We start from the raw sequence: 20,282 nt of genomic DNA, 5'->3' as shown, positions 1-20,282 counted from the left end.
GCTTTTTGAAATGCGATCTATCGATGCTGCTTATAGAACGCGGGGGACTAAATGCCGGCATACGGGGAAAACCCCCACCGGGCCTGAGATTTTACTCATTCATACTGCCTAATTTCCACTCCATTCGTGCTACTGATAACCCTTATCAACTGGCGTTCAGACTGCATTTACGAGCAAGAAATATAAATAATTAACGGCACCGACTTCGTATCACCACGCAATGAATTTAATAAATTCAATCAGTAAGATTTTTACTTTAAATAATATTCTCATAACCACATAAACAATGCTTAAGATAAAATATAAAGTAAAGCTTATGTAAATATGCCATTTTTCTTAGTGTGGTGTGTCATCTGACAACCCGCTATCAGACAACTCCGGTATTATCGTTCCTTTACAGTTACTGAAAACCATTCTCCCTTATGGCTTATCAGTTCTCCACACCCAGGCGCTGACGCCAGCGCGTCGCGTTGAACGACGCTCGATTTCACAGAACAAAACCCTAGTAAAATTATAGTTCATGAAATTATGAACCACAAAATAACTTTACCTTTGCTTATCATAACTAAAATCCCCCGTTACGACATGCATTTGCACCAAAGGCGTGCAAAACCCTTCAAAAGCAACTACGCCAGGAGTACATTGGGCGGGTTGCGGCGTCCCACGGTAGGAGCGCCCCTATCCCAGCAAAAGGCTCAACTTTTTATGTCCCCCATTGAGAAATCCAGCAAACTGGACAACGTCTGCTATGACATTCGCGGCCCGGTGCTTAAAGAAGCTAAACGTCTTGAAGAAGAAGGCAATAAAGTCCTGAAACTGAACATCGGCAACCCTGCCCCATTCGGCTTCGACGCCCCGGACGAAATCCTGGTCGACGTGATCCGCAATCTGCCCACGGCGCAAGGCTACTCCGATTCCAAAGGCCTCTTCTCGGCGCGTAAAGCGATCATGCAGCACTATCAGGCGCGCAACATGCGTGACGTGACCGTTGAGGATATCTACATTGGCAACGGCGTCTCCGAGCTGATCGTTCAGTCCATGCAGGCGCTGCTCAACAGCGGCGACGAAATGCTGGTGCCGGCGCCGGACTATCCGCTGTGGACCGCCGCAGTGTCGCTGTCCGGCGGCAAGGCCGTACATTACCTGTGCGATGAGCAGGCCGGCTGGTTCCCGGATCTGGACGACATCATCAGCAAGATCACCCCGCGCACCCGCGGCATCGTGATCATCAACCCGAACAACCCGACCGGTGCGGTCTACAGCAAAGCGCTGCTTGAGCAGATCGTCGAGATCGCCCGTCAACACAACCTGATCATCTTCGCCGACGAGATCTACGACAAGATCCTGTACGACGAAGCAGAGCACCACTCTATCGCCGCGCTGGCGCCGGATCTGCTGACCGTGACCTTCAACGGCCTGTCGAAGACCTACCGCGTGGCGGGTTTCCGTCAGGGCTGGATGGTGCTGAACGGGCCGAAAAAGCACGCCAAAGGCTATATCGAAGGGCTGGAGATGCTGGCTTCGATGCGCCTGTGCGCCAACGTGCCGATGCAGCACGCGATTCAGACCGCGCTGGGCGGTTATCAGAGCATCAGCGAATTCATTCAGCCCGGCGGCCGCCTGTACGAACAGCGCAACCGCACCTGGGAATTGCTCAACGACATCCCGGGCGTCTCTTGCGTGAAGCCGCAGGGCGCGTTGTACATGTTCCCGCGCATCGATGCCAAACGCTTCAACATCCACGACGACCAGAAACTGGTGCTGGATCTGCTGCTGCAGGAAAAAGTGCTGCTGGTGCAGGGCTCCGCGTTCAACTGGCCTTACCCGGATCACGTGCGTATCGTCACCCTGCCGCGCGTAGACGAACTGGAAATGGCGGTCGGCAAGCTGGGCCGCTTCCTGGAAGGCTATCACCAATAATCATCAGGGGTGCAGCGCCTCGCTGCGCCCTTCCCTCACAGCCCGGTTGCAAAATTCGCCGACACTGCTTCACAATGGGGCCCTCACTTGCCGTTAAAGAGAGCACCATGAGTCAGAGCCATTTCTTCGCCCATCTGTCCCGCCTGAAACTGATCAACCGCTGGCCGCTGATGCGCAACGTGCGCACCGAGAACGTCTCCGAACACAGTCTGCAGGTGGCCTTTGTCGCCCACGCGTTGGCGGTGATCAAGAACCGCAAATTCAACGGCAACCTCAACGCCGACCGCGTTGCGCTGTTGGCGATGTACCATGACGCCAGCGAAGTGATCACCGGCGACATGCCGACGCCGATCAAATACTACAATCCGCAGATCGCCCATGAGTACAAGAAGATCGAAAAGATCGCCCAGCAAAAGCTGCTGGACATGATCCCGGCGGAGCTGCGCAACGATTTTCGCACCATTCTCGATGAGCATTATTACAGCGAAGATGAAAAGCAGGTGGTGAAGCAGGCTGACGCGCTGTGCGCCTACCTGAAATGCCTGGAAGAGCTGTCTGCCGGCAACAACGAATTCACCCTGGCCAAGGCGCGGCTGGATAAAACCCTGGAACAGCGCCGCAGCCCGGAGATGGACTACTTCATGGAAGTTTTCATTCCCAGCTTCAGCCTGTCGCTGGACGAAATCAGCCTCGACAGTTCGCTGTAACCCCGCCGGCGCAGCCTCGCTGCGCCGTTAAAAACCATAGAGCCACGGCACCACAATCACGCTGACCGCCATCACCAGCAGGGTGAACGGCACGCCGAGACGCACGAAATCGCCGAACTTGTAATTGCCCGGCCCCAGCACCAGCGTGTTGACCGGTGAAGAGACCGGCGTCATAAAGGCGGCGGACGCGGCGATGGCGATAATCATCGCGAACGGGTATGGCGAGACGCCCATTTCGCGCGCGGCGGCGATGGCGATCGGCGCCATCAGCACCGCCGTCGCGGTGTTGGAAATAAACAGCCCGATAGTCGCGCACAAGACGAACAGGCACAGCAGCATCACGCGCGGCCCCGCACCGCCGGCGACATCCATCAGCCCGCTGACGATCAGACTGACCCCGCCGGTCTTTTGCAGCGCCTGCGCGAACGGCATCATGCCGACGATCAAAATGATGCTCGGCCAATGGATCGATTTATAAGCGCTCTCCATGTCGATACAGCGGAATTTGCCCATCAGCAAACAGGCGATCAGCGCCGCAATCGGGTTGGGGATTTCGTCGGTCAGCATCATCGCCACCATCAACGCCAGGCAAAACAGCGCGTGCGGCGCCTGCGTGATGGCCGGCGCCACTTCGTCCACTTCGGCCGGCAAGTTGAGCACGATAAAGTCATGGGTTTTAGCCTGCAGTTGACGGATCGCCTTCCAGTCGCCGATCACCAGCAAAATGTCGCCCAGCTCCAGCGGCTCGTTCACCAGTTTGCCGCCGAGCGTCTCGCCGTGGCGGCGGATGCCCACCACGTTCAGATCGTAGCAGCTGCGGAACGCCGCTTCGCGCAGGCTTTTGCCCAGCAGCGCCGAGTCAGGGATCAGCGAGACCTCCGCCATGCCGACGTTGCGCGACTGTTCCGAGAAGTAATCGCCGCGCAGCACCATCGGCTCCAGCCGCTGTTCGCCGCAGAATTCGCGCAGATCGATCTGGCTGTCCGACATGTCGATCAAGAGGACGTCGCCCTCGCGCAGCTCGGTGCTGCCGGAGGCGCTGACCATCACCCGCCGGAAGCGTTTCCAGCGCTCGATGCCCACCACGTTGGCGCCGTAGCGCGCACGCAGGTGCAGTTCATCCAACGAACGTCCGATCAGCGGCGAAGCGCTGCGGACAGCCAGCCGCCGCGCGCGGCCGGTCAGCTTGTAGTCGCGGATCAGATCGCGGAAGGTGCGGCGCTGCCAGCCGTCGCCGGCTTTGCCCGTGTCACCGCTGCCCAGCCAACGCCGGGCGATCAGCATGTAGCCGACGCCCAGCGCCAGCACCACCAGGCCGATCGGCGTCACGCTGAAGAAACCGAAACCATGGATGCCTTCGCGCACCAGCTCGCTGTTGACCACCATATTGGGCGGCGTGGCCACCAACGTCATCATGCCGCTGATAAGCCCGGCGAAGCTGAGCGGCATCATCAGCCGCCCCGGCGCGATCTTCATTCTGGCCGTCACGCTGAGCACCACCGGGATAAAGATCGCTACCACGCCGGTCGAGCTCATAAATGCCCCCAGTCCGGCGACCGTCACCATCAGCAGCATCAACATTTTGGTTTCGCTGCTGCCGGCCACTTTCACCAGCCAGTCGCCCACCTGATAAGCCACGCCGGTGCGCACCAGCCCTTCGCCGATCACGAACAGCGCGGCGATCAAAATCACATTGGGATCGCTGAAACCGACCGTCGCCTCCTGCAAGCTGAGCGTGCCGCTCAGCACGAAAGCGATGATCACCAACAGCGCCACCACGTCCATCCGCAGCTTGTTGGTGGTAAACAGCACGATGGCAATCAGCAGTAAACTCAGCACCCACAGTAATTCGCTGTTCAAAACGGCCTCATCCGGCAAATGTCCAAGGGTCTAAAAAATAGCATAAAAAAACCCCGCAAAGGCGGGGTCTAATCAATTAGGGTGAAGATAATACCACTCAGGCCAGTAGGCGAACGATCACGCCCTGCGCCGTTTTATCAACGGCGATCTGCGCCAGCGAATCCAGCCGCAGGTCAACCTGCTCCAGCTTCGGCGCGTCGGCCGGGGCGTTGACCGCAATCACCTGGCAGCCCGCCGCCAGCCCCGAAAGAATGCCGGCCGGCGCGTCTTCGACCACCACGCACTCGTGCGGTGCCAGCCCCAGACGTTCGGCGCCCAGCAGGTAGGCATCGGGCTGAGGCTTGCCGTGTTTAACCTGCTCGGCGGTGATGAACACCGCCGGCTGCGGCAAACCGCCGGCCTGGCGGCGAGCGCCGGCCACCGGCACCGAACCGGAGGTGACGATCGCCCAAGGAATGCCGAGCGCGTTCAGGCGCTCCAACAACGCGATGGCGCCCGGCAGCGCGCGAACGCCTTCGGTATCCTGCGCTTCCACCTGCTCCAGCAGTTGGAACTCGCGCTGAATTTCCGCTTCGCTTTCACCCGGCATAAAGTGGCGCAGAGAAGTAATGGCCTGTTTACCGTGAATGAAGTCCAGCACCGCTTGCGGATCGACGCCACGACGCTCGGCCCAGTGCGTCCAGGCGCGCTCTACCGCCGGCAGCGAATCCACCAGGGTGCCATCAAGATCGAACAGAAAACCCTTACACTCCACAGAAAACCTCTTTTTAATCAAGCATTGATGATTTGCGCTATCTCAACGGCGCTCAAGTGATACTGGCGCGGGCAGGCCAGCCAGATCGCCAGCATACGCTGGTATTTTTCCCACATTTTGGTCTGGGCGTTGAAACCGTGGCTGCCGGAATCGAAGTGAGTATAGCGCCCCTCGGTGTTGACCAGGAAACGCACATAGCTCAGGTAGCGCGCCTCGGTGGCGGCGTCGAAGCCGAGAAACGCCAGGCGGCGCTCGTCCAGCCCCTGTTTCTCTTTCAGATTGCCCCAGGAAACCTGCAGCGCATGGTGCATCTCCATCACGTTGATGATGGTGCGGCACACCTCTTCGCTCAGTTCGCCAAAGTCACGATCCAGCTCGCGCATTTGCAAGCCGAAGCCGCGTTCGACGATGGTTTGCAACCGGCGATAACGATCGCTGTTGTCCGGATCGAGTAGCGTCATCATCTTGTACTGATTCGACAGGATCAGGCGCTGGGCATGGGTCATTTCCATCAGGATTTCCTCATTTCTGTATGATGGCGGGAGCATCGCACAGCGCAAGAACGCAGGAAATCACAACTCGACCGTTCTTTGATTTAAACCGGGGTTATTGGCGCTTTCACGAGAAAGGCCGCATCAGCGCGGCCTTTTCATTACAGATCGTCGAGGAAGGTTTTATCCAACTGCTTGAAGGCGCGCTTAAGCAGATCGGCCAGCGTCTGATAGGTGGGCGTGCCCTCGAGCGGCGCCACCGCCTGCCCGGCTTCCGTCAGCTTGTTGCGCACCTCATGGAACCATTGCAGCAGCGTCGGCGGCAGCGGCGTAACAGAACGGCGCCCCAGCCACCACAAGCCCTGCATCGGCAGGCTGCAGGCAAACAGCGCGGTGGCGATCGCCGGGCCGAGCTGGCCGCCCAGCGCGATCTGCCAGGTCAGCGTGAAAATCGCCAACGGCGGCATGAAACGGATAGCGAAACGGGTGGCACGCGCAACGCGGTTCTCCGGAAAGACCGGTGCCAGACGTTTGTCTGACGGCCAGGTTTTCATATAATGCTGCCCGCGCTGGAAGACCTGAAACCAGCTTACGGAACCGGACGGTTTGCTCGTCATTGCGTACCTCAACGTCACGTAAAGAAACTAAAAGCGTGCTGCCAGAGCCCATACTAAAAAATTTGAAGCTTTAAATTTATTTTGTGTTTGCACCGGGCTATCGGTATCCTAAGCCGGCCTTGTGGCCGGTAGAAGATGACGTAAATTTTGTCAACTTTTAGCCCTATAAAAATCAAGATTATTTAAACCGCAGAGAAATCATCGGTTTTTCCATCATCCTGTGATTTGTGCACTTCACATGATGTTAATCATAAATGTCATCGGCACTATGCGCTACGCTTGTTGTCTGATTGACGATTAATTCACCACGTGTGTTCGATTTTCTTTTAACAACACGACTATTTAAGTAGGTACTTCCATGTCGAGTAAGCTAGTACTGGTTCTTAACTGCGGCAGTTCTTCTCTGAAATTCGCCATCATCGATGCCGTTAACGGCGACGAATTCCTCTCCGGTTTGGCCGAGTGTTTCCACCTGCCTGAAGCTCGCATCAAGTGGAAAATGGACGGCGCCAAACACGAAGCTGCCCTGGGGGCCGGCGCTGCACACAGCGAAGCGCTGAACTTCATTGTTAATACTATTCTGGCACAAAAACCAGAGCTTTCTGCGCAGCTGACCGCTATCGGCCACCGCATCGTGCACGGCGGCGAGAAGTTCACCGCTTCCGCCGTGATCAACGACGAAGTTCTGCAGGGTATCAAAGATTCCGTGCCGTTTGCACCACTGCACAACCCAGCTCACCTGATCGGCATCGCGGAAGCGCTGAAATCCTTCCCTCACCTGGCTGACAAGAACGTTGCCGTGTTCGACACCGCGTTCCACCAGACCATGCCGGAAGAATCTTACCTGTACGCCCTGCCGTACAGCCTGTACCGCGACCACGGCGTTCGCCGCTACGGCGCACACGGCACCAGCCACTTCTACGTGACTCAAGAAGCCGCGAAGATGCTGAACAAGCCGGTAGAAGAAGTGAACGTGATCACTTGCCACCTGGGCAACGGCGGCTCCGTCACCGCAGTGCGCAACGGCCAGTGCGTTGACACCTCCATGGGTCTGACCCCGCTGGAAGGCCTGGTGATGGGCACCCGCAGCGGTGACATCGATCCGGCTATCATCTTCCACCTGCACGATTCTCTGGGCATGAGCGTTGACCAGATCAACAAGATGCTGACCAAAGAATCCGGCCTGCTGGGCCTGACCGAAGTCACCAGCGACTGCCGTTACGTTGAAGACAACTACGACAGCAAAGCCGACGCCAAACGCGCCATGGACGTGTTCTGCCACCGTCTGGCCAAATACGTCGGCGCCTACAGCGCGCTGATGGAAGGCCGTCTGGACGCGGTGATCTTCACCGGCGGCATCGGCGAGAACGCCGGCATGGTGCGTGAGCTGACCCTGAACAAACTGGGCCTGCTGGGCTTCGAAATCGACCACGACCGCAACATGGCCGCTCGCTTCGGCAAATCCGGCGCCATCACCAAAGACGGCAGCCGCCTGGCGCTGGTGATCCCGACCAACGAAGAGTTGGTCATCGCGCAGGACGCATCCCGCCTGACCGCGTAATGCTCTCAAAACACCGTCAGCCCAGGCTGACGGTGTTGTTTTAGCCTCATGTTAATCGTGAAGAGGACTATTCTGTGTCACGTACTATTATGTTGATCCCCACCGGCACCAGCGTCGGCCTGACCAGCGTCAGCCTGGGTGTCATCCGCTCCATGGAGCAAAAAGGCGTTCGTCTGAGCGTGTTCAAACCTATCGCTCAACCGCGCACCGGCGACAACGCACTCGACCAGACCACCACCATCATCCGCAGCAACTCCACCATTCCGGCGGCCGAACCGCTGCGCATGGACTACGTTGAGGGCCTGCTGAGCTCCAACCAGCAAGACGTGCTGATGGAAGAGATCGTGGCGCGTTACCACGAGAACACCAAAGACGCGGAAGTGGTGCTGATCGAAGGCCTGGTGCCGACCCGCAAGCATCAGTTCGCCAACGCGCTGAACTACGAGATCGCCAAAACCCTGAACGCCGAGATCGTCTTCGTGCTGGCGCTGGGCAACGACTCCCCGGCGCAGCTGAAAGAGCGCATCGAACTGGCGCGCACCAGCTTCGGCGGCAGCAAGAACAAAAACATCACCGGCGTTATCATCAACAAGCTGAACGCGCCGGTCGACGATCAGGGCCGCACCCGTCCTGACCTGTCCGAAATCTTCGACGACTCCACCAAGGCCAGCATCGCCCACGTCGATCCTGCACAGCTGTTCGCCAACAGCCCACTGCCGGTTCTGGGCTGCGTGCCGTGGAGTTTCGATCTGATCGCCACCCGCGCCATCGACATGGCTCGCCACCTGAAGGCCCGCGTGGTCAACGAAGGCGACATCATGACCCGCCGCGTGAAGTCCGTGACTTTCTGTGCGCGCAGCATCCCACACATGCTGGAACACTTCCGCCCAGGCTCCCTGCTGGTGACCTCCGCAGACCGCCCTGACGTGCTGGTCTCCGCCTGCCTGGCCGCGATGAACGGCGTGGAAATCGGCGCCATCCTGCTGACCGGCGGCTACGCCATCGACGAGCCGATCAAGAAGCTGTGCGAACGCGCCTTCCAAACCGGCCTGCCGGTGTTCATGGTTGACACCAACACCTGGCAAACCTCGCTGAGCCTGCAGAGCTTCAACCTCGAAGTGCCGGCGGACGACCACCAGCGCATCGAGAAAGTGCAGAACTACGTGGCCAGCCACATCAGCACCGAGTGGATCGACTCGCTGACCGCTACCTCTGAGCGTTCACGCCGCCTGTCTCCACCGGCGTTCCGTTACGAACTGACCGAGCTGGCGCGTAAAGCCGGCAAGCGCATCGTGCTGCCGGAAGGCGACGAGCCGCGCACCGTGAAAGCGGCGGCCATCTGCGCCGAACGCGGCATCGCGGAATGCGTGCTGCTCGGCAACCCGGACGAGATCCAGCGCGTCGCGGCAGCGCAAGGCGTTGAGCTGGGCAAAGGCATCGAAATCGTCGATCCGGTCGCCGTGCGTGAAAACTACGTGCCGCGTCTGGTTGAGCTGCGTAAGAGCAAGGGCATGACCGAAGTGGTCGCGCGCGAGCAGCTGGAAGACAACGTGGTGCTCGGCACCCTGATGCTGGAACAAGGCGAAGTCGACGGCCTGGTCTCCGGCGCGGTTCACACCACCGCCAACACCATCCGTCCGCCGTTGCAGCTGATCAAAACCGCACCGGGCAGCTCGCTGGTGTCCTCCGTGTTCTTCATGCTGCTGCCTGACCAGGTACTGGTCTACGGCGACTGCGCGATCAACCCGGATCCGACCGCCGAGCAGCTGTCTGAAATCGCCATCCAGTCTGCGGATTCCGCCGCGGCCTTCGGCATCGAGCCACGCGTGGCGATGATCTCCTACTCCACCGGCAACTCCGGTGCGGGCAGCGACGTAGAGAAAGTGCGCGAAGCGACCCGTCTGGCGCAGGAAAAACGCCCGGATTTGATCATCGACGGCCCGCTGCAGTACGACGCCGCCATCATGGCCGACGTCGCCAAGTCCAAGGCGCCGAACTCGCCGGTGGCCGGCCAGGCGACCGTGTTCATCTTCCCGGATCTGAACACCGGCAACACCACCTACAAAGCGGTACAGCGTTCCGCTGACCTGGTCTCCATCGGGCCGATGCTGCAAGGCATGCGCAAGCCGGTGAACGACCTGTCGCGCGGCGCACTGGTTGACGATATCGTCTACACCGTCGCGCTGACGGCGATCCAGTCTTCCCAGGCTGACGCTGCCGCCGCCAAGGCGTAATAAACCGTTAAAAAAAGCCAGTCAGGTAATCCTGACTGGCTTTTTTATGCCTGATACTCTTGGTGATGATGCTGTTTTAGACAATACCCGCCAAATCCGCAGCACCCACCATCATCGCCAAGCGCTGACGCCCCGTGCAGAAAAATCAATGGTAGGCATGATGGGGGTTTGGCTGTTCGTGGCATAGAAAAATGCCGAATTCGTAAAGGAATACACCTTCCCGGAAAAATTGATGGTGACGCGGTTGCCCTCGCCGCGGATAGTTGCATCAGCCCGATCCGCCGTCAAAATTGGCGCGCTTTGACTCAGCACGTTTATAGGGTCGCCATCCAGGCTTCCGTTCAAATAGTAACGATACACATCCGTGTCGGTGGCCCCCGCATTCTGGTACTCGGTGACATAGAGCCAAATCTCGTCGGTCAACTGCTTTTTGCTGTAGAGCTTATCGTCATAAGTCTCGCGGGTGGCATACCAATACCCCGCAAAGCCAACGACAATAACCAACAAAACCGTCGTCAATAGCCGATGAGCCCATTTAGTAACCATGCCGAGTTGCATAATCAATTCCTTGTTTGATCCAATATTGATCCCGAGGGTCATCACCATACGGCGGGCGTTGATACCAATGACTCCATTCTAACCGCGATGTTCCTGCACGTGACTGAGCAAATCCAGCGCCCATCAACAAAATATCTGCGGGAATTCCAGCCGCGGTACCGGTTGCACCATAATTGAAATTACCAAAGTTAGCCAAGGCGCGATTTTGCTGTTTGTAATCCCAGGGGCCCCGATTTTTTACCTGATGGTAGAACCAATAGTAAGTACCAGGCAACGCCATGTTGCGTGGTTGCCCCTGCCTGCGCGCCTCGCGCAAGTTTCTGGCAAGAACAGTAAAACCGCCTGGCGGCAGTAATGGAACCACGGCCATAATCTCCTCCTTGAGAGCCGGATGTCATTTAATCATAGGGTTTATAAAAAATTCACACAGTGTCTTATTCACTGCACGTATGAATAAGACAGCATGACGAAAATCATTCACCAAATAAATTTAACACATTGTATTTATTTGATTTATTCCCTCATTATCATATTTTATCCCTGTATTGACCAGTTATTATCAATGAAAAAAAAGTCCCCTAAGGGACTTTATAATGGATAGCATGTTGATAAACGTCTCAGGGCAGAACAACTCGCGGGTAATAACCAATTCGATTACCGATTAAGTATGCCGGTAATTCCTATTCTGCTTTACAATAACTGCCCGGCAGCCTCCAGAATATGCTCGGCGGTCAGGCCGTACTCCTGCTGTAAAAACGCCTGGGTGCCCACCTGGCCGTAACGCTCCTTCACCCCCACGCGCCGCATCGGCGTCGGGCATTCCTCCGCCAATACCTCCGCCACCGCCGACCCCAGCCCGTTATGAATGCTGTGGTTTTCACAGGTGACGATGCGTCCGGTCTTGGCCGCGTAGGTTTTGATCAGTTCACGGTCAATAGGCTTGAGGGTGAACATATCGATCACCGCCGCGCTGACGCCCTGCCGCGCCAGCATCTCCGCCGCCTTCAGCGCCTCCGCCACCATGATGCCGTTGGCGATCAGCGTGATATCGTCGCCGTCGCGCAGCAGGTTGCCCTTGCCGATGGTAAAGCGCGAGCCGTCCTGGTAGATGCGCGTCGCCTGCTTGCGGATGGTGCGCACCCAGTAGAAGCCGCGCAGATCCATCAGCTGGCGCAGAATGTCGGCGAACATGGTGGCGTCGGTCACTTCCAGCACCACCGAGTGCGCCAGCCCGCGCACGATGCCCATATCCTCGAACGACATGTGGGTGCCGCCGTTGTGGCAGGCGCTCACCCCGGCGTCGGAAGCGATCACCTTGACGTTGTTACGCTGATAATCCAGCGACATGAACAGCTGATCGAAACAGCGGCGGCTGGCGAAGGCGGTAAAGGTGTGCACGAACGGCACCCGGCCGGTCAGCGACAGTCCGGCGGCGACGCCGATCACGTTAGCCTCCATGATGCCGCAGTTAATCACGTGCTGCGGGTGATCCTTATGCACGCCGTCCATCGCCATGGAGCTCATCAGATCCGCCTCCAGCGCGATGATCGGCGCGCCCGCTTCAATCTGCCGCCGGACCGCGCCGGCATAGACTTTGCGCATTTCGACGGCGTCGTTTTCCAACTGCGTCACTACGTTAAACATGGGCGGCCTCCAGTTCGGCGATGGCTTTTTCAATCTCCTGCTGCACGTCCGGCGTCAGGCGCAGGTGGTGTGAGTTCGACAGGTTTTCCAGATAGGTCACCCCCTGTCCCTTGATGCTGTCGAGCACGATCGCCAGCGGCCGCTGTTCTCCGCCGCGCGCCGGCCTCACCGCCGCCAGCAGCGCCGCAATGTCGTCGCCCTTGATGGTCTGCACCTCAAAGCCGAAAACGCGGAACTTGGCGGCCAGATCGAACGGTTGGATCACCTCGTCCAGCGCGCCGTCCAGCTGCTGTTTGTTGTAATCGATAAACAGCGTCAGGTTGTTCAGATTGTGGTGGGCGATAAACTGGAACGCCTCCCAGCACTGCCCTTCGTTCAGTTCACCGTCGCCGAGGATGCTGAACACCCGATTGCGGCGCCCCGCCAGCCGATGGGACAGCGCCATGCCGGCGGCGATCGACACACCCTGCCCCAGCGAGCCGGTAGTGGCGTCCACGCCGCGCGTGCGCAGCCGGTCCGGATGGCTCGGCAGGCGCGTGCCGTTCTGATTGAGGGTTTGCAACTCCGCCAGCGGGAAGTAGCCCTTGATCGCCAGCGTGCTGTACAGCGCCGGGCCGGCGTGCCCCTTCGACAGCACGAAGTCATCGCGCTCCGGCCAGTCCGGATCCGCTGGATCGATGCGCATCACGCCGCCGTACAATACCGCCAACGTCTCGACCACCGACATACAGCCGCCGTAGTGGCCAAACCCCAGCCCGGTCAACGCCTTCAATGTTTCCAGGCGGATGGCGCGCGCCAGGGCGCGCAGCTCTTCAATTTCCGTTTCGCTCGTTGTGTCGTTCATCACTCTGCCCTCGTTATTTCTCGACGCGGTCAGCGGCCGGCGCGCCTTTGCGTTTTCCCAGGAAGTTATGCGCCACCAGCAGCGCAAACACGGCGACAATCGCCAGCATGATCATCTCTTTCGACATAAAGCGCGCCATGTTGCCCAGCAGGATGCCGATCGCGCCGAAGTCGGCGTCGGAGAAGGTGGTGTTGGCAAAGCCCAGCGCCCCCAGCACCGGCAGCAGCAGCACCGGCAGGAAGGTGATCAGCAGACCGTTGGCGAAAGCGCCCAGCATCGCGCCGCGCCGCCCGCCGGTGGCGTTGCCGAACACCCCGGCGGTAGCGCCGGTGAAGAAATGCGGCACTACGCCGGGCAGGATCAGCACCATCTTCAGTTGCCCCAGCAGGAACAGCCCGGCCAACCCGCCGAGGAAGCTGAACAGGAAGCCGATCAGCACCGCGTTGGGGGCATAGGGGTAAACCACCGGGCAATCCAGCGCCGGCCGCGCGTTAGGCACCAGTTTTTCCGAGAAGCCGGTGAACGCCGGCACGATCTCCGCCAGAATCAAGCGCACGCCCTGCAGGATAATGAATACCCCGGCGGCGAAGGTGATGGCCTGGATAATCGAGTACACCAGGTAGTTCTGGCCGCCGCTGAGCTCGCTTTCCACATAGGCCCGCCCGGCGCAGATCGCCAGGATCAGGTAGATGACGATCATGGTCATCGAGATCGAAATGGAGCTGTCGCGCAGGAAACTGAGGTTTTTCGGCAGGTTCATCTCTTCGGTCGAGCGCGAGTTTTTCCCCACTTTCGAGCCGATCCAACCGGACAGCACATAGCCCAGGGTGCCGAAGTGGCCGAAGGCGATATCGTCGTTGCCGGTGATGCGGCGCATATAGCGCTGGGCGATCGCCGGGAAGAACGCCATCACCAGCCCCAGGGTCAGCGCGCCGGTGAACACCAACTGTACGCCCTCGAAGCCCGCCACCGTCAGGATGATGCCGATCATGCAGGCCATGTAGAAGGTGTGGTGGCCGGTGAGGAAGATGTATTTCAATCGGGTAAAGCGCGCCACCACGATATTCGCCACCATGCCGAACGCCATGATCAGCGCGGTGGAAGCGCCGTATTTCTCCAGCGCGATGGAGACGATGGCTTCGTTATTCGGAATGATGCCCTGAATATTAAACGCGTGTTCGAACATGCCGCCCAGCGGATTGAGCGACCCGACCAATACCGTGGCGCCGCCGCCCAAAACGATAAAGCCAAGAATGGTTTTTACCGTGCCTTTCACCACGTCGGAAAACGATTTCTTTTGCGCCAGCAAACCGATCAGAGCAATAAGCCCGACCAGTACCGAAGGCACCTTTAATATATCCACCACAAACTTAAGCGTTTCCTGGATAAACATATCCACCTCGCCAATCGTTTTATTCAGATGATTGAGTGGGCTTCGAAGTAAGCGCGCAGCTTGGCTTCCAGCTCATTAATGTCGATGATGTTGCTGATCACCACCAGCTGCTCGGCCGGTACGCTGGCGCTGTCGGCGATGTCTTTCGCCATCACGAACACGTCGGCGGCGCCGGGAGTGGCGGACGACAGATCGGAGTGTTCGACCTCGGCCTCCACCCCCATCTTTTTCAGCACCTTTTTAATGTTCATTTCCACCATAAAGCTGCTGCCGAGACCTGAACCGCAAATCGCCATGATTTTCATGATATCCACCTGTTGAATTTAGCGTGTAGGGTAGCGCCGCCGGGAATATTCCCGACGTTATGGGCATTAATAATGTTCCTGGTGATTAAACGTTAATAGCGGGCGATAATATCCTCAATTTGCCGTTTATCTGTGGCGTGAAATAACGCCTCCATCGCCGTGTTATCGGAAAATAATTCCGCCAACTGCGAAATCATTTCAATATGACTGTTGCCGTCGGGTGCGGAAAGCATCACCACCACCTGAACCGGATCGTTATCCGCAGAATGAAAATTCACGCCCTGGTGGATCTTCAACAGCGACAGCCCCAGCGCGTTGGCGCCCTGCTCCGGCCGCGCGTGCGGCATGGCGATGCCCGGCGCCAGGACGAAGTAGGGGCCAAGCTGCTCCTGCTGATGAAAGATGGCCGTCAGGTAATTCGGCGTAATCACGCCGCGTTGCAGCAGCGGTTGCGCGCTCAGCGTTACCGCCTGGCGCCAGTCCTCCACCCGTTCGCACAGCTGTATATGATCGGCGGTCAGCCATTCTTTCAGCACGTTACCCTCCCAAGCGTTGATGGTTTCGGCCGGTGATTAATTCACCGACGACGGTAAAACTTTAATCAACCCCTCTCGGCTGCACAGTGATTAGCATCACAAAGATAGCGCTACCAAAGCGCTATCATGCAGAACTGTGATAGCGCTATCAAAACGCCATGCCGCGGCGCGGCGTTAACCACAATTTTTTCTCGCTCTTCCGGGTTACGGGGTAGAATGTGCCGCATACTGGGATCGTCGAAGCCGCGCCGTCGGCTTCCCACCATCACAATCTTTATGCGCCGCGCGCGCATTTCAGTCGGGATTAGGCATGTCGATCGGTAAAAAACGCCGCAGCACAGGCAGGGTGACGTTGGCTGACGTAGCGCAGCTGGCGGGCGTCGGCACCATGACGGTGTCGCGCGCGCTGCGCACGCCGGAACAGGTTTCGGACAAACTGCGCGAGAAGATAGACGCGGCGGTAAACGAGCTGGGCTATCTGCCCAACCTGGCCGCCAGCTCGCTGGCCTCGGCCTCGTCCTACACCATCGCCATGGTGGTGCCCAGCCTGTCCGAATCCGGCTGCGCCGAGATGTTCGCCGGCCTGCAGAAAGTGCTGCAGCCCGCCGGCTATCACATCATGCTGGCGGAGTCGCAGCACCACCTGGAACGCGAGGAGAAACTGCTGGAGACGCTGCTCTCTTACAACCTGGCGGCGGCGGTGCTGCTCAGCGTCGAGCATTCGCAAAATGCCCGCAACGCGTTGATCGCCGCCAACATTCCGGTGGTGGAGATCGGCGCCGTACGCGCCGATCCGATCGACATGAGCATCGGCATCGATTACGTGGCGGCCATGTATCAGCTGACGCAAACGGTGATCGCCAGCGGTTACCAGAATGTCGGGCTGCTGTGCGCCAATCAGGAGCAGTGGATTTTCCAGCAGCACCTGCAGGGCTGGCACAAGGCGCTGCTGCGCAACCATATGTCGCCGCATCGGGTCATCAACGCCGCGCAGCCCGCCAGCTTCAGCACCGGCGCGCAGCAGCTGCCGGAATTCTTGCTGGCCTGGCCGGAGCTGGACGCGCTGGTGTGCGCGTCGGACGAACTGGCGGGCGGCGTACTGTATGAATGCCAGCGGCGGCGCATCAAGGTGCCGGATAATCTGGCGGTGGTGGGCTTAGGCAACAGCGAGTTCAGCCGGGTGTGCCAGCCGCCGCTGACCACCATGACCATTCCGCATCGCGACATCGGCATTCAGGCCGGCCAGGCGCTGCTGGCGCGGCTGAACGAGCATCCCTGGCAGCCGCCAGGCTCCCTGCCCGCCACGCTGTGCCGCCGCGACAGCTGCTGAATCCGCCCGTAAAAAAAGCCGGTCGATGACCGGCTTTTCCATGCGCAGGCGGCTCAGTGATTGTCGAGCGGCTTGCCGTAATCCTGTTCATTGTTGCGCGTCAGCCACAGCGACAGCGCCTTCAGCGAATCCGGGGTAAACTCGTCGCAGCGGGCGGTGATCTCTTCCGGCGTCAGCCAGCACACCTCGGCCACTTCTTCTTCCTGCAGCGCGAACGGCCCGTGCGATACGCAGCTGAACAGCGCCCCCCACACCCGGCACTGCTCTTCCTCGAAGTAGAACAGACCGTGCTCGGCGAAAGGCACGCCGGCGATGCCCAGCTCCTCTTCCGCCTCGCGGCGCGCCGAATCCAGCACGTTTTCACCGCTTTGCACTACGCCGCCCGCCGTCGCGTCCAGCCAGCCCGGGTAGAAGTCCTTGATCTCGGTGCGACGCTGCACCAGAATTTTTCCCATCCCATCATGCACCACAATATAGGTAGCACGATGACGCAGCCGCTCCGCCCGCATCTGTTGACGACTGGATTGAGCAATCACCTCGTTTTGCTCGTCGACGATATCAACCCACTCGGTATCTGCAGCCTGACCCTGTTCCGCCATCCTCTAAAACCTTCTATTTTGGCGCGATGCAATCCCGCGCGCTGGTTAATCAATGAGTGTTTTTCAAAGATTTTTATTGTGTGTGTATAAATTAGTGCGTTTAGCGTGTTAACGCCACCTCCGCGACGACCTTGCCGTCGTCGAGCGTCAGCACGCGCAAAGTGCCGCTTTCCAACATGCCGTAGCTGGCGGGAAAGCCCCCTTTCGGGATGCTGACCGAGCCCGGATTGAAGCAATAGATCTCACCCTGCCGCTCCGCCTGCGGCAGATGCGTATGGCCATAGGCCAAGACGTCACCGCAGGATAACGGCGGCAGTGCCGAGGGATGATAAAGGTGACCGTGGGTCAAAAACAATCGTCTTTTTTGCAGTAAAACCTGTTGCCAGGGCGCCTCGATGGGAAACGTCAGCAGCATCTGATCGACCTCGCTGTCGCAATTGCCGCGAACGGCGATGATCTTGTCGCTATAGCGATTCAATCGTTCGGCAACCTGAGCGGGCTGATACCCGGCGGGCAGCGCGTTGCGCGGGCCGTGATTCAGCAAATCACCCAGAAGAATCAACCAGTCGGCGCCGTGTTGTGCGAACAATTCCAGCACGCGTTCGGTCGCCGGCAGCGAACCGTGGATATCCGAGGCGAACATCAGCTTCATAACCTTGTCCTATAGAGGGAAATAAGCGCCATTTTACCGCGCCGGCGCCGTGCGGCAAACCGCCGCCCGCCCCGGTGGAGAATTGTGATCCAACTGCGCAGATAGCATCGGACGAATCCCACATAGCCTGCTATCCTTAGCTGCTATTGTTGGATCTCTGATATACCTTTGTGCGCGGCGAAGACCGCAGCAACGTGTAATGAATTACAGATCACCTTACCGCAGGAGGCAACATGATTGACCTGTATTACGCGCCTACTCCCAATGGTCACAAGATCACCTTGTTTTTGGAAGAGGTCGGCTTACCCTACCGTATCCATCGCGTAAACATCAGCGCCGGCGAGCAGTTCAAACCGGACTTTCTGAGCATTTCTCCCAACAACAAAATCCCGGCGATCGTCGATCAGCAACCGGTGGACGGCGGCGCGCCGATCAGCCTGTTCGAATCCGGGGAAATCCTGCTGTATCTGGCGGAGAAGACCGGCAAGCTGCTGAGCAAGGGCCTGCGCGAACGCGCCGCTACCCTGCAGTGGCTGTTCTGGCAGGTGGCCGGATTCGGGCCGATGCTCGGGCAGAATCACCACTTTAACCACTACGCGCCGCAGCCGGTGCCTTACGCCATTGAGCGTTACCATCTGGAGACCAAGCGGCTGTACGGCGTGCTGGAAGCTGAACTGCAAAAACACCCGTACCTGGGCGGCGATAACTACAGCATCGCCGATATCGCCACCTACCCGTGGGTCGTGTCGCATCCGCGCCAGCGCATCGATCTGGCGGATTACCCGGCGGTGCGCAACTGGTTCGAGCGCATCAGCAATCGCCCGGCGACCGAGCGCGCCTACAAACTGGCCGAACAAGCCTAAGTGCCCCCCCGACTCCCCGTCGGCCGGGGAGTCACATTGTCCCTGCGTTATCATTTCCCTACTTTCCGTGTATTCTGAACGCTAATAATCAGACCTATGGAGAATCTCTGATGTCTTTCAGTCAACCCGACGCCGTTATTCGCATTAAAAATCTGCGGCTGCGCACGTTCATCGGTATCAAGGAAGAGGAAATCAACAACCGACAGGACGTCCTGATCAACGTGGTGATCCACTACCCGGCGGACAAGGCGCGCAACAGCGAAGATATCGCCGATGCGCTCAACTACCGCACCATCACCAAAGCGATCATCCGCCATGTGGAAGATAACCGTTTCGCGTTGCTGGAAAAATTAACGCAGGATGTGCTCGATATCGTAAAAGAACACGCCTGGGTGACCTATGCTGAAGTGGAGATAGATAAACTTCTGGCCCTGCGCTACGCCGACTCGGTTTCCATGACCATGAGCTACCGCCGGGACTAATTCAGGGAGGTCGACCATGCGGATCCTGATCACCGGCGCAACGGGATTGATAGGCAGCAGCCTGACGGCAAGACTGCTGGCGCTTTCTCACCACATTACGGTGCTGACCCGAGACGAACGGCGAGCCCGAGCCCGGCTGGGCGACCGGCCGAGCTATTGGCGAACGCTGGACGACCGGCAATCGCTGGATGAATTCGACGCGGTGATCAACCTGGCCGGCGAACCTATCGCCGACAAGCGCTGGAGCGCGCAGCAGAAAGAGCGGCTGTGCCGCAGCCGCTGGGATCTGACCGAACGCTTGGCGAAGCTGATCAAGGCCGGCAGCACGCCCCCCGGCGTGCTGATTTCCGGTTCCGCCGTTGGCTACTACGGCGATCAGGGGCAGGCGGTGGTGACCGAAGAGGAGCCGCCGCACGACGAATTCACCCACCAGCTGTGTCAACGCTGGGAAGCGCTGGCGCTGCAGGCGCAAAGCGACGCCACCCGCGTCTGCCTGCTGCGCACCGGTGTGGTGCTGGCGCCACAGGGCGGCGCGCTGGCCAAAATGCTGCCGCCGTTCCGCTTCGGGCTCGGCGGCCCGATCGGCGACGGTCGCCAATACCTGCCGTGGATCCACCTCGAAGACATGGTCAACGGCATTATTTATCTGCTGGATCACGCCACCCTGACCGGCCCGTTCAACATGGTCGCTCCCTATCCGGTGCACAACGAGCAATTCGCCGCCCAATTGGCCAACGTGCTCGATCGCCCGGCGTTTTTGCGGGTGCCGGCGTTCGTCATGCGGCTGTTGATGGGGGAAGCGGCGGTGCTGGTACTCGGCGGCCAGCGGGCGGTGCCGAAGCGCCTGGAAGAGGCCGGTTTCCACTTCCGTTATCTGGAGCTGGAACAGGCATTGGATGACGTTGTCAATCAGCGGGCCGAAGCCCGCTGAT

General features: G+C 58.8%; 21 protein-coding genes. 8 read left to right on the top strand and 13 right to left on the bottom strand.

Going from position 1 to position 20,282, the window contains the following annotated elements; all coding sequences use genetic code 11:
• The first annotated feature begins 705 nt into the window (after positions 1-705).
• Positions 706-1,920 carry a pyridoxal phosphate-dependent aminotransferase gene (locus tag H7A77_RS20470; protein WP_019453720.1) on the top strand — a complete coding sequence of 405 codons (1,215 nt, stop codon included), beginning with the start codon at positions 706-708 and terminating at the stop codon, positions 1,918-1,920.
• A gap of 107 nt (positions 1,921-2,027) precedes the next feature.
• Positions 2,028-2,627 carry a 5'-deoxynucleotidase gene (gene yfbR / locus H7A77_RS20465; RefSeq protein WP_015378582.1) on the top strand — a complete coding sequence of 200 codons (600 nt, stop codon included), beginning with the start codon at positions 2,028-2,030 and terminating at the stop codon, positions 2,625-2,627.
• Positions 2,628-2,654: 27 nt separating this feature from the next.
• Here the strand turns inward: yfbR and H7A77_RS20460 are convergent, their stop codons facing one another.
• From H7A77_RS20460 to yfbV, 4 genes are all read right to left on the bottom strand, one after another.
• Positions 2,655-4,505: an SLC13 family permease gene (locus H7A77_RS20460; protein WP_182074582.1), complete on the bottom strand. Its 1,851-nt coding sequence runs from the start codon at positions 4,503-4,505 to the stop codon at positions 2,655-2,657.
• A 79-nt stretch (positions 4,506-4,584) separates the two neighbouring features.
• Positions 4,585-5,241: a sugar phosphatase gene (locus tag H7A77_RS20455; protein WP_072627274.1), complete on the bottom strand. Its 657-nt coding sequence runs from the start codon at positions 5,239-5,241 to the stop codon at positions 4,585-4,587.
• Between the two features lie 17 nt (positions 5,242-5,258).
• Positions 5,259-5,753, bottom strand: a complete 495-nt coding sequence (locus H7A77_RS20450; RefSeq protein WP_033643864.1) for a YfbU family protein — start codon at positions 5,751-5,753, stop codon at positions 5,259-5,261.
• A 140-nt stretch (positions 5,754-5,893) separates the two neighbouring features.
• The gene (yfbV, locus tag H7A77_RS20445) at positions 5,894-6,349 is read right to left on the bottom strand and encodes a terminus macrodomain insulation protein YfbV (RefSeq protein ID WP_004936061.1); all 456 of its coding nucleotides are present in this window, start codon (positions 6,347-6,349) and stop codon (positions 5,894-5,896) included.
• A 358-nt stretch (positions 6,350-6,707) separates the two neighbouring features.
• Here yfbV and ackA point away from each other — a divergent pair, with 358 nt between their 5' ends.
• Positions 6,708-7,910 carry an acetate kinase gene (gene ackA / locus H7A77_RS20440; RefSeq protein WP_004936063.1) on the top strand — a complete coding sequence of 401 codons (1,203 nt, stop codon included), beginning with the start codon at positions 6,708-6,710 and terminating at the stop codon, positions 7,908-7,910.
• Positions 7,911-7,984: 74 nt separating this feature from the next.
• On the top strand, positions 7,985-10,144 hold the full coding sequence (pta, locus tag H7A77_RS20435) for a phosphate acetyltransferase (protein ID WP_004936066.1): 2,160 nt from the start codon (positions 7,985-7,987) through the stop codon (positions 10,142-10,144).
• Between the two features lie 111 nt (positions 10,145-10,255).
• Here the strand turns inward: pta and H7A77_RS20430 are convergent, their stop codons facing one another.
• From H7A77_RS20430 to H7A77_RS20400, 7 genes are all read right to left on the bottom strand, one after another.
• The gene (locus tag H7A77_RS20430) at positions 10,256-10,702 is read right to left on the bottom strand and encodes a hypothetical protein (RefSeq protein WP_033652000.1); all 447 of its coding nucleotides are present in this window, start codon (positions 10,700-10,702) and stop codon (positions 10,256-10,258) included.
• The gene (locus tag H7A77_RS20425) at positions 10,680-11,072 is read right to left on the bottom strand and encodes a polymorphic toxin type 44 domain-containing protein (protein ID WP_071997811.1); all 393 of its coding nucleotides are present in this window, start codon (positions 11,070-11,072) and stop codon (positions 10,680-10,682) included. Before H7A77_RS20425 ends, H7A77_RS20430 begins: the two co-directional genes overlap by 23 nt.
• 320 nt (positions 11,073-11,392) lie before the next feature.
• Complete coding sequence (locus H7A77_RS20420; RefSeq protein WP_099782591.1) at positions 11,393-12,346, bottom strand: transketolase family protein; 954 nt, start codon at positions 12,344-12,346, stop codon at positions 11,393-11,395.
• Entirely contained in the window at positions 12,339-13,190 is an 852-nt protein-coding gene (locus H7A77_RS20415) for a transketolase (RefSeq protein WP_182074581.1), read from the bottom strand. Before H7A77_RS20415 ends, H7A77_RS20420 begins: the two co-directional genes overlap by 8 nt.
• 13 nt (positions 13,191-13,203) lie before the next feature.
• Positions 13,204-14,583, bottom strand: coding sequence for a PTS ascorbate transporter subunit IIC (locus tag H7A77_RS20410; RefSeq protein ID WP_004936074.1), 1,380 nt, complete (start codon positions 14,581-14,583; stop codon positions 13,204-13,206).
• 23 nt (positions 14,584-14,606) lie between these two features.
• A complete protein-coding gene (locus H7A77_RS20405; RefSeq protein ID WP_025303676.1) occupies positions 14,607-14,888 on the bottom strand; it encodes a PTS sugar transporter subunit IIB in 282 nt (93 codons plus the stop codon).
• Between the two features lie 92 nt (positions 14,889-14,980).
• Positions 14,981-15,424 (bottom strand): PTS sugar transporter subunit IIA, encoded by a 444-nt coding sequence (locus tag H7A77_RS20400; RefSeq protein WP_033643869.1) that lies wholly within the window; start codon positions 15,422-15,424, stop codon positions 14,981-14,983.
• A gap of 310 nt (positions 15,425-15,734) precedes the next feature.
• Between H7A77_RS20400 and H7A77_RS20395 the strand changes: the two genes are divergently transcribed.
• On the top strand, positions 15,735-16,754 hold the full coding sequence (locus H7A77_RS20395) for a LacI family DNA-binding transcriptional regulator (RefSeq protein WP_182074580.1): 1,020 nt from the start codon (positions 15,735-15,737) through the stop codon (positions 16,752-16,754).
• Between the two features lie 53 nt (positions 16,755-16,807).
• Here the strand turns inward: H7A77_RS20395 and yfcD are convergent, their stop codons facing one another.
• Both yfcD and yfcE read right to left on the bottom strand, forming a co-directional pair.
• Positions 16,808-17,353: an NUDIX hydrolase YfcD gene (gene yfcD, locus H7A77_RS20390; RefSeq protein WP_004936086.1), complete on the bottom strand. Its 546-nt coding sequence runs from the start codon at positions 17,351-17,353 to the stop codon at positions 16,808-16,810.
• 100 nt (positions 17,354-17,453) lie between these two features.
• Positions 17,454-18,005, bottom strand: a complete 552-nt coding sequence (gene yfcE / locus H7A77_RS20385) for a phosphodiesterase (RefSeq protein ID WP_033643871.1) — start codon at positions 18,003-18,005, stop codon at positions 17,454-17,456.
• Between the two features lie 233 nt (positions 18,006-18,238).
• On the opposite strand from yfcE, the gene yfcG reads away from it, so the two are divergent.
• The 3 genes from yfcG to H7A77_RS20370 all read left to right on the top strand — a co-directional run bounded on the left by yfcG (position 18,239) and on the right by H7A77_RS20370 (position 20,281).
• Complete coding sequence (gene yfcG / locus H7A77_RS20380; RefSeq protein WP_016926886.1) at positions 18,239-18,868, top strand: GSH-dependent disulfide bond oxidoreductase; 630 nt, start codon at positions 18,239-18,241, stop codon at positions 18,866-18,868.
• Between the two features lie 110 nt (positions 18,869-18,978).
• Complete coding sequence (gene folX, locus H7A77_RS20375; RefSeq protein ID WP_025303682.1) at positions 18,979-19,350, top strand: dihydroneopterin triphosphate 2'-epimerase; 372 nt, start codon at positions 18,979-18,981, stop codon at positions 19,348-19,350.
• Between the two features lie 16 nt (positions 19,351-19,366).
• A complete protein-coding gene (locus H7A77_RS20370; protein WP_033651948.1) occupies positions 19,367-20,281 on the top strand; it encodes a TIGR01777 family oxidoreductase in 915 nt (304 codons plus the stop codon).
• Position 20,282 lies beyond the last annotated feature (1 nt).

This window comes from Serratia sp. ME47 (genome assembly GCF_903970925.1).
Lineage (GTDB): Bacteria > Pseudomonadota > Gammaproteobacteria > Enterobacterales > Enterobacteriaceae > Serratia > Serratia ureilytica.
This window is presented reverse-complemented; position numbering and strand designations above follow the sequence as displayed.

Bases quoted from the DNA above. Each gene is read 5' to 3' on its own strand.
- H7A77_RS20470 (WP_019453720.1), top strand. From the start codon at position 706: ATGTCCCCCATTGAGAAATCCAGCAAACTGGACAACGTCTGCTATGAC.
- yfbR (WP_015378582.1), top strand. From the start codon at position 2,028: ATGAGTCAGAGCCATTTCTTCGCCCATCTGTCCCGCCTGAAACTGATC.
- H7A77_RS20450 (WP_033643864.1), bottom strand. From the start codon at position 5,753: ATGGAAATGACCCATGCCCAGCGCCTGATCCTGTCGAATCAGTACAAG.
- yfbV (WP_004936061.1), bottom strand. From the start codon at position 6,349: ATGACGAGCAAACCGTCCGGTTCCGTAAGCTGGTTTCAGGTCTTCCAG.
- ackA (WP_004936063.1), top strand. From the start codon at position 6,708: ATGTCGAGTAAGCTAGTACTGGTTCTTAACTGCGGCAGTTCTTCTCTG.
- H7A77_RS20430 (WP_033652000.1), bottom strand. From the start codon at position 10,702: ATGCAACTCGGCATGGTTACTAAATGGGCTCATCGGCTATTGACGACG.
- H7A77_RS20425 (WP_071997811.1), bottom strand. From the start codon at position 11,072: ATGGCCGTGGTTCCATTACTGCCGCCAGGCGGTTTTACTGTTCTTGCC.
- H7A77_RS20420 (WP_099782591.1), bottom strand. From the start codon at position 12,346: ATGTTTAACGTAGTGACGCAGTTGGAAAACGACGCCGTCGAAATGCGC.
- H7A77_RS20415 (WP_182074581.1), bottom strand. From the start codon at position 13,190: ATGAACGACACAACGAGCGAAACGGAAATTGAAGAGCTGCGCGCCCTG.
- H7A77_RS20410 (WP_004936074.1), bottom strand. From the start codon at position 14,583: ATGTTTATCCAGGAAACGCTTAAGTTTGTGGTGGATATATTAAAGGTG.
- H7A77_RS20405 (WP_025303676.1), bottom strand. From the start codon at position 14,888: ATGAAAATCATGGCGATTTGCGGTTCAGGTCTCGGCAGCAGCTTTATG.
- H7A77_RS20395 (WP_182074580.1), top strand. From the start codon at position 15,735: ATGTCGATCGGTAAAAAACGCCGCAGCACAGGCAGGGTGACGTTGGCT.
- yfcD (WP_004936086.1), bottom strand. From the start codon at position 17,353: ATGGCGGAACAGGGTCAGGCTGCAGATACCGAGTGGGTTGATATCGTC.
- yfcE (WP_033643871.1), bottom strand. From the start codon at position 18,005: ATGAAGCTGATGTTCGCCTCGGATATCCACGGTTCGCTGCCGGCGACC.
- yfcG (WP_016926886.1), top strand. From the start codon at position 18,239: ATGATTGACCTGTATTACGCGCCTACTCCCAATGGTCACAAGATCACC.
- folX (WP_025303682.1), top strand. From the start codon at position 18,979: ATGTCTTTCAGTCAACCCGACGCCGTTATTCGCATTAAAAATCTGCGG.
- H7A77_RS20370 (WP_033651948.1), top strand. From the start codon at position 19,367: ATGCGGATCCTGATCACCGGCGCAACGGGATTGATAGGCAGCAGCCTG.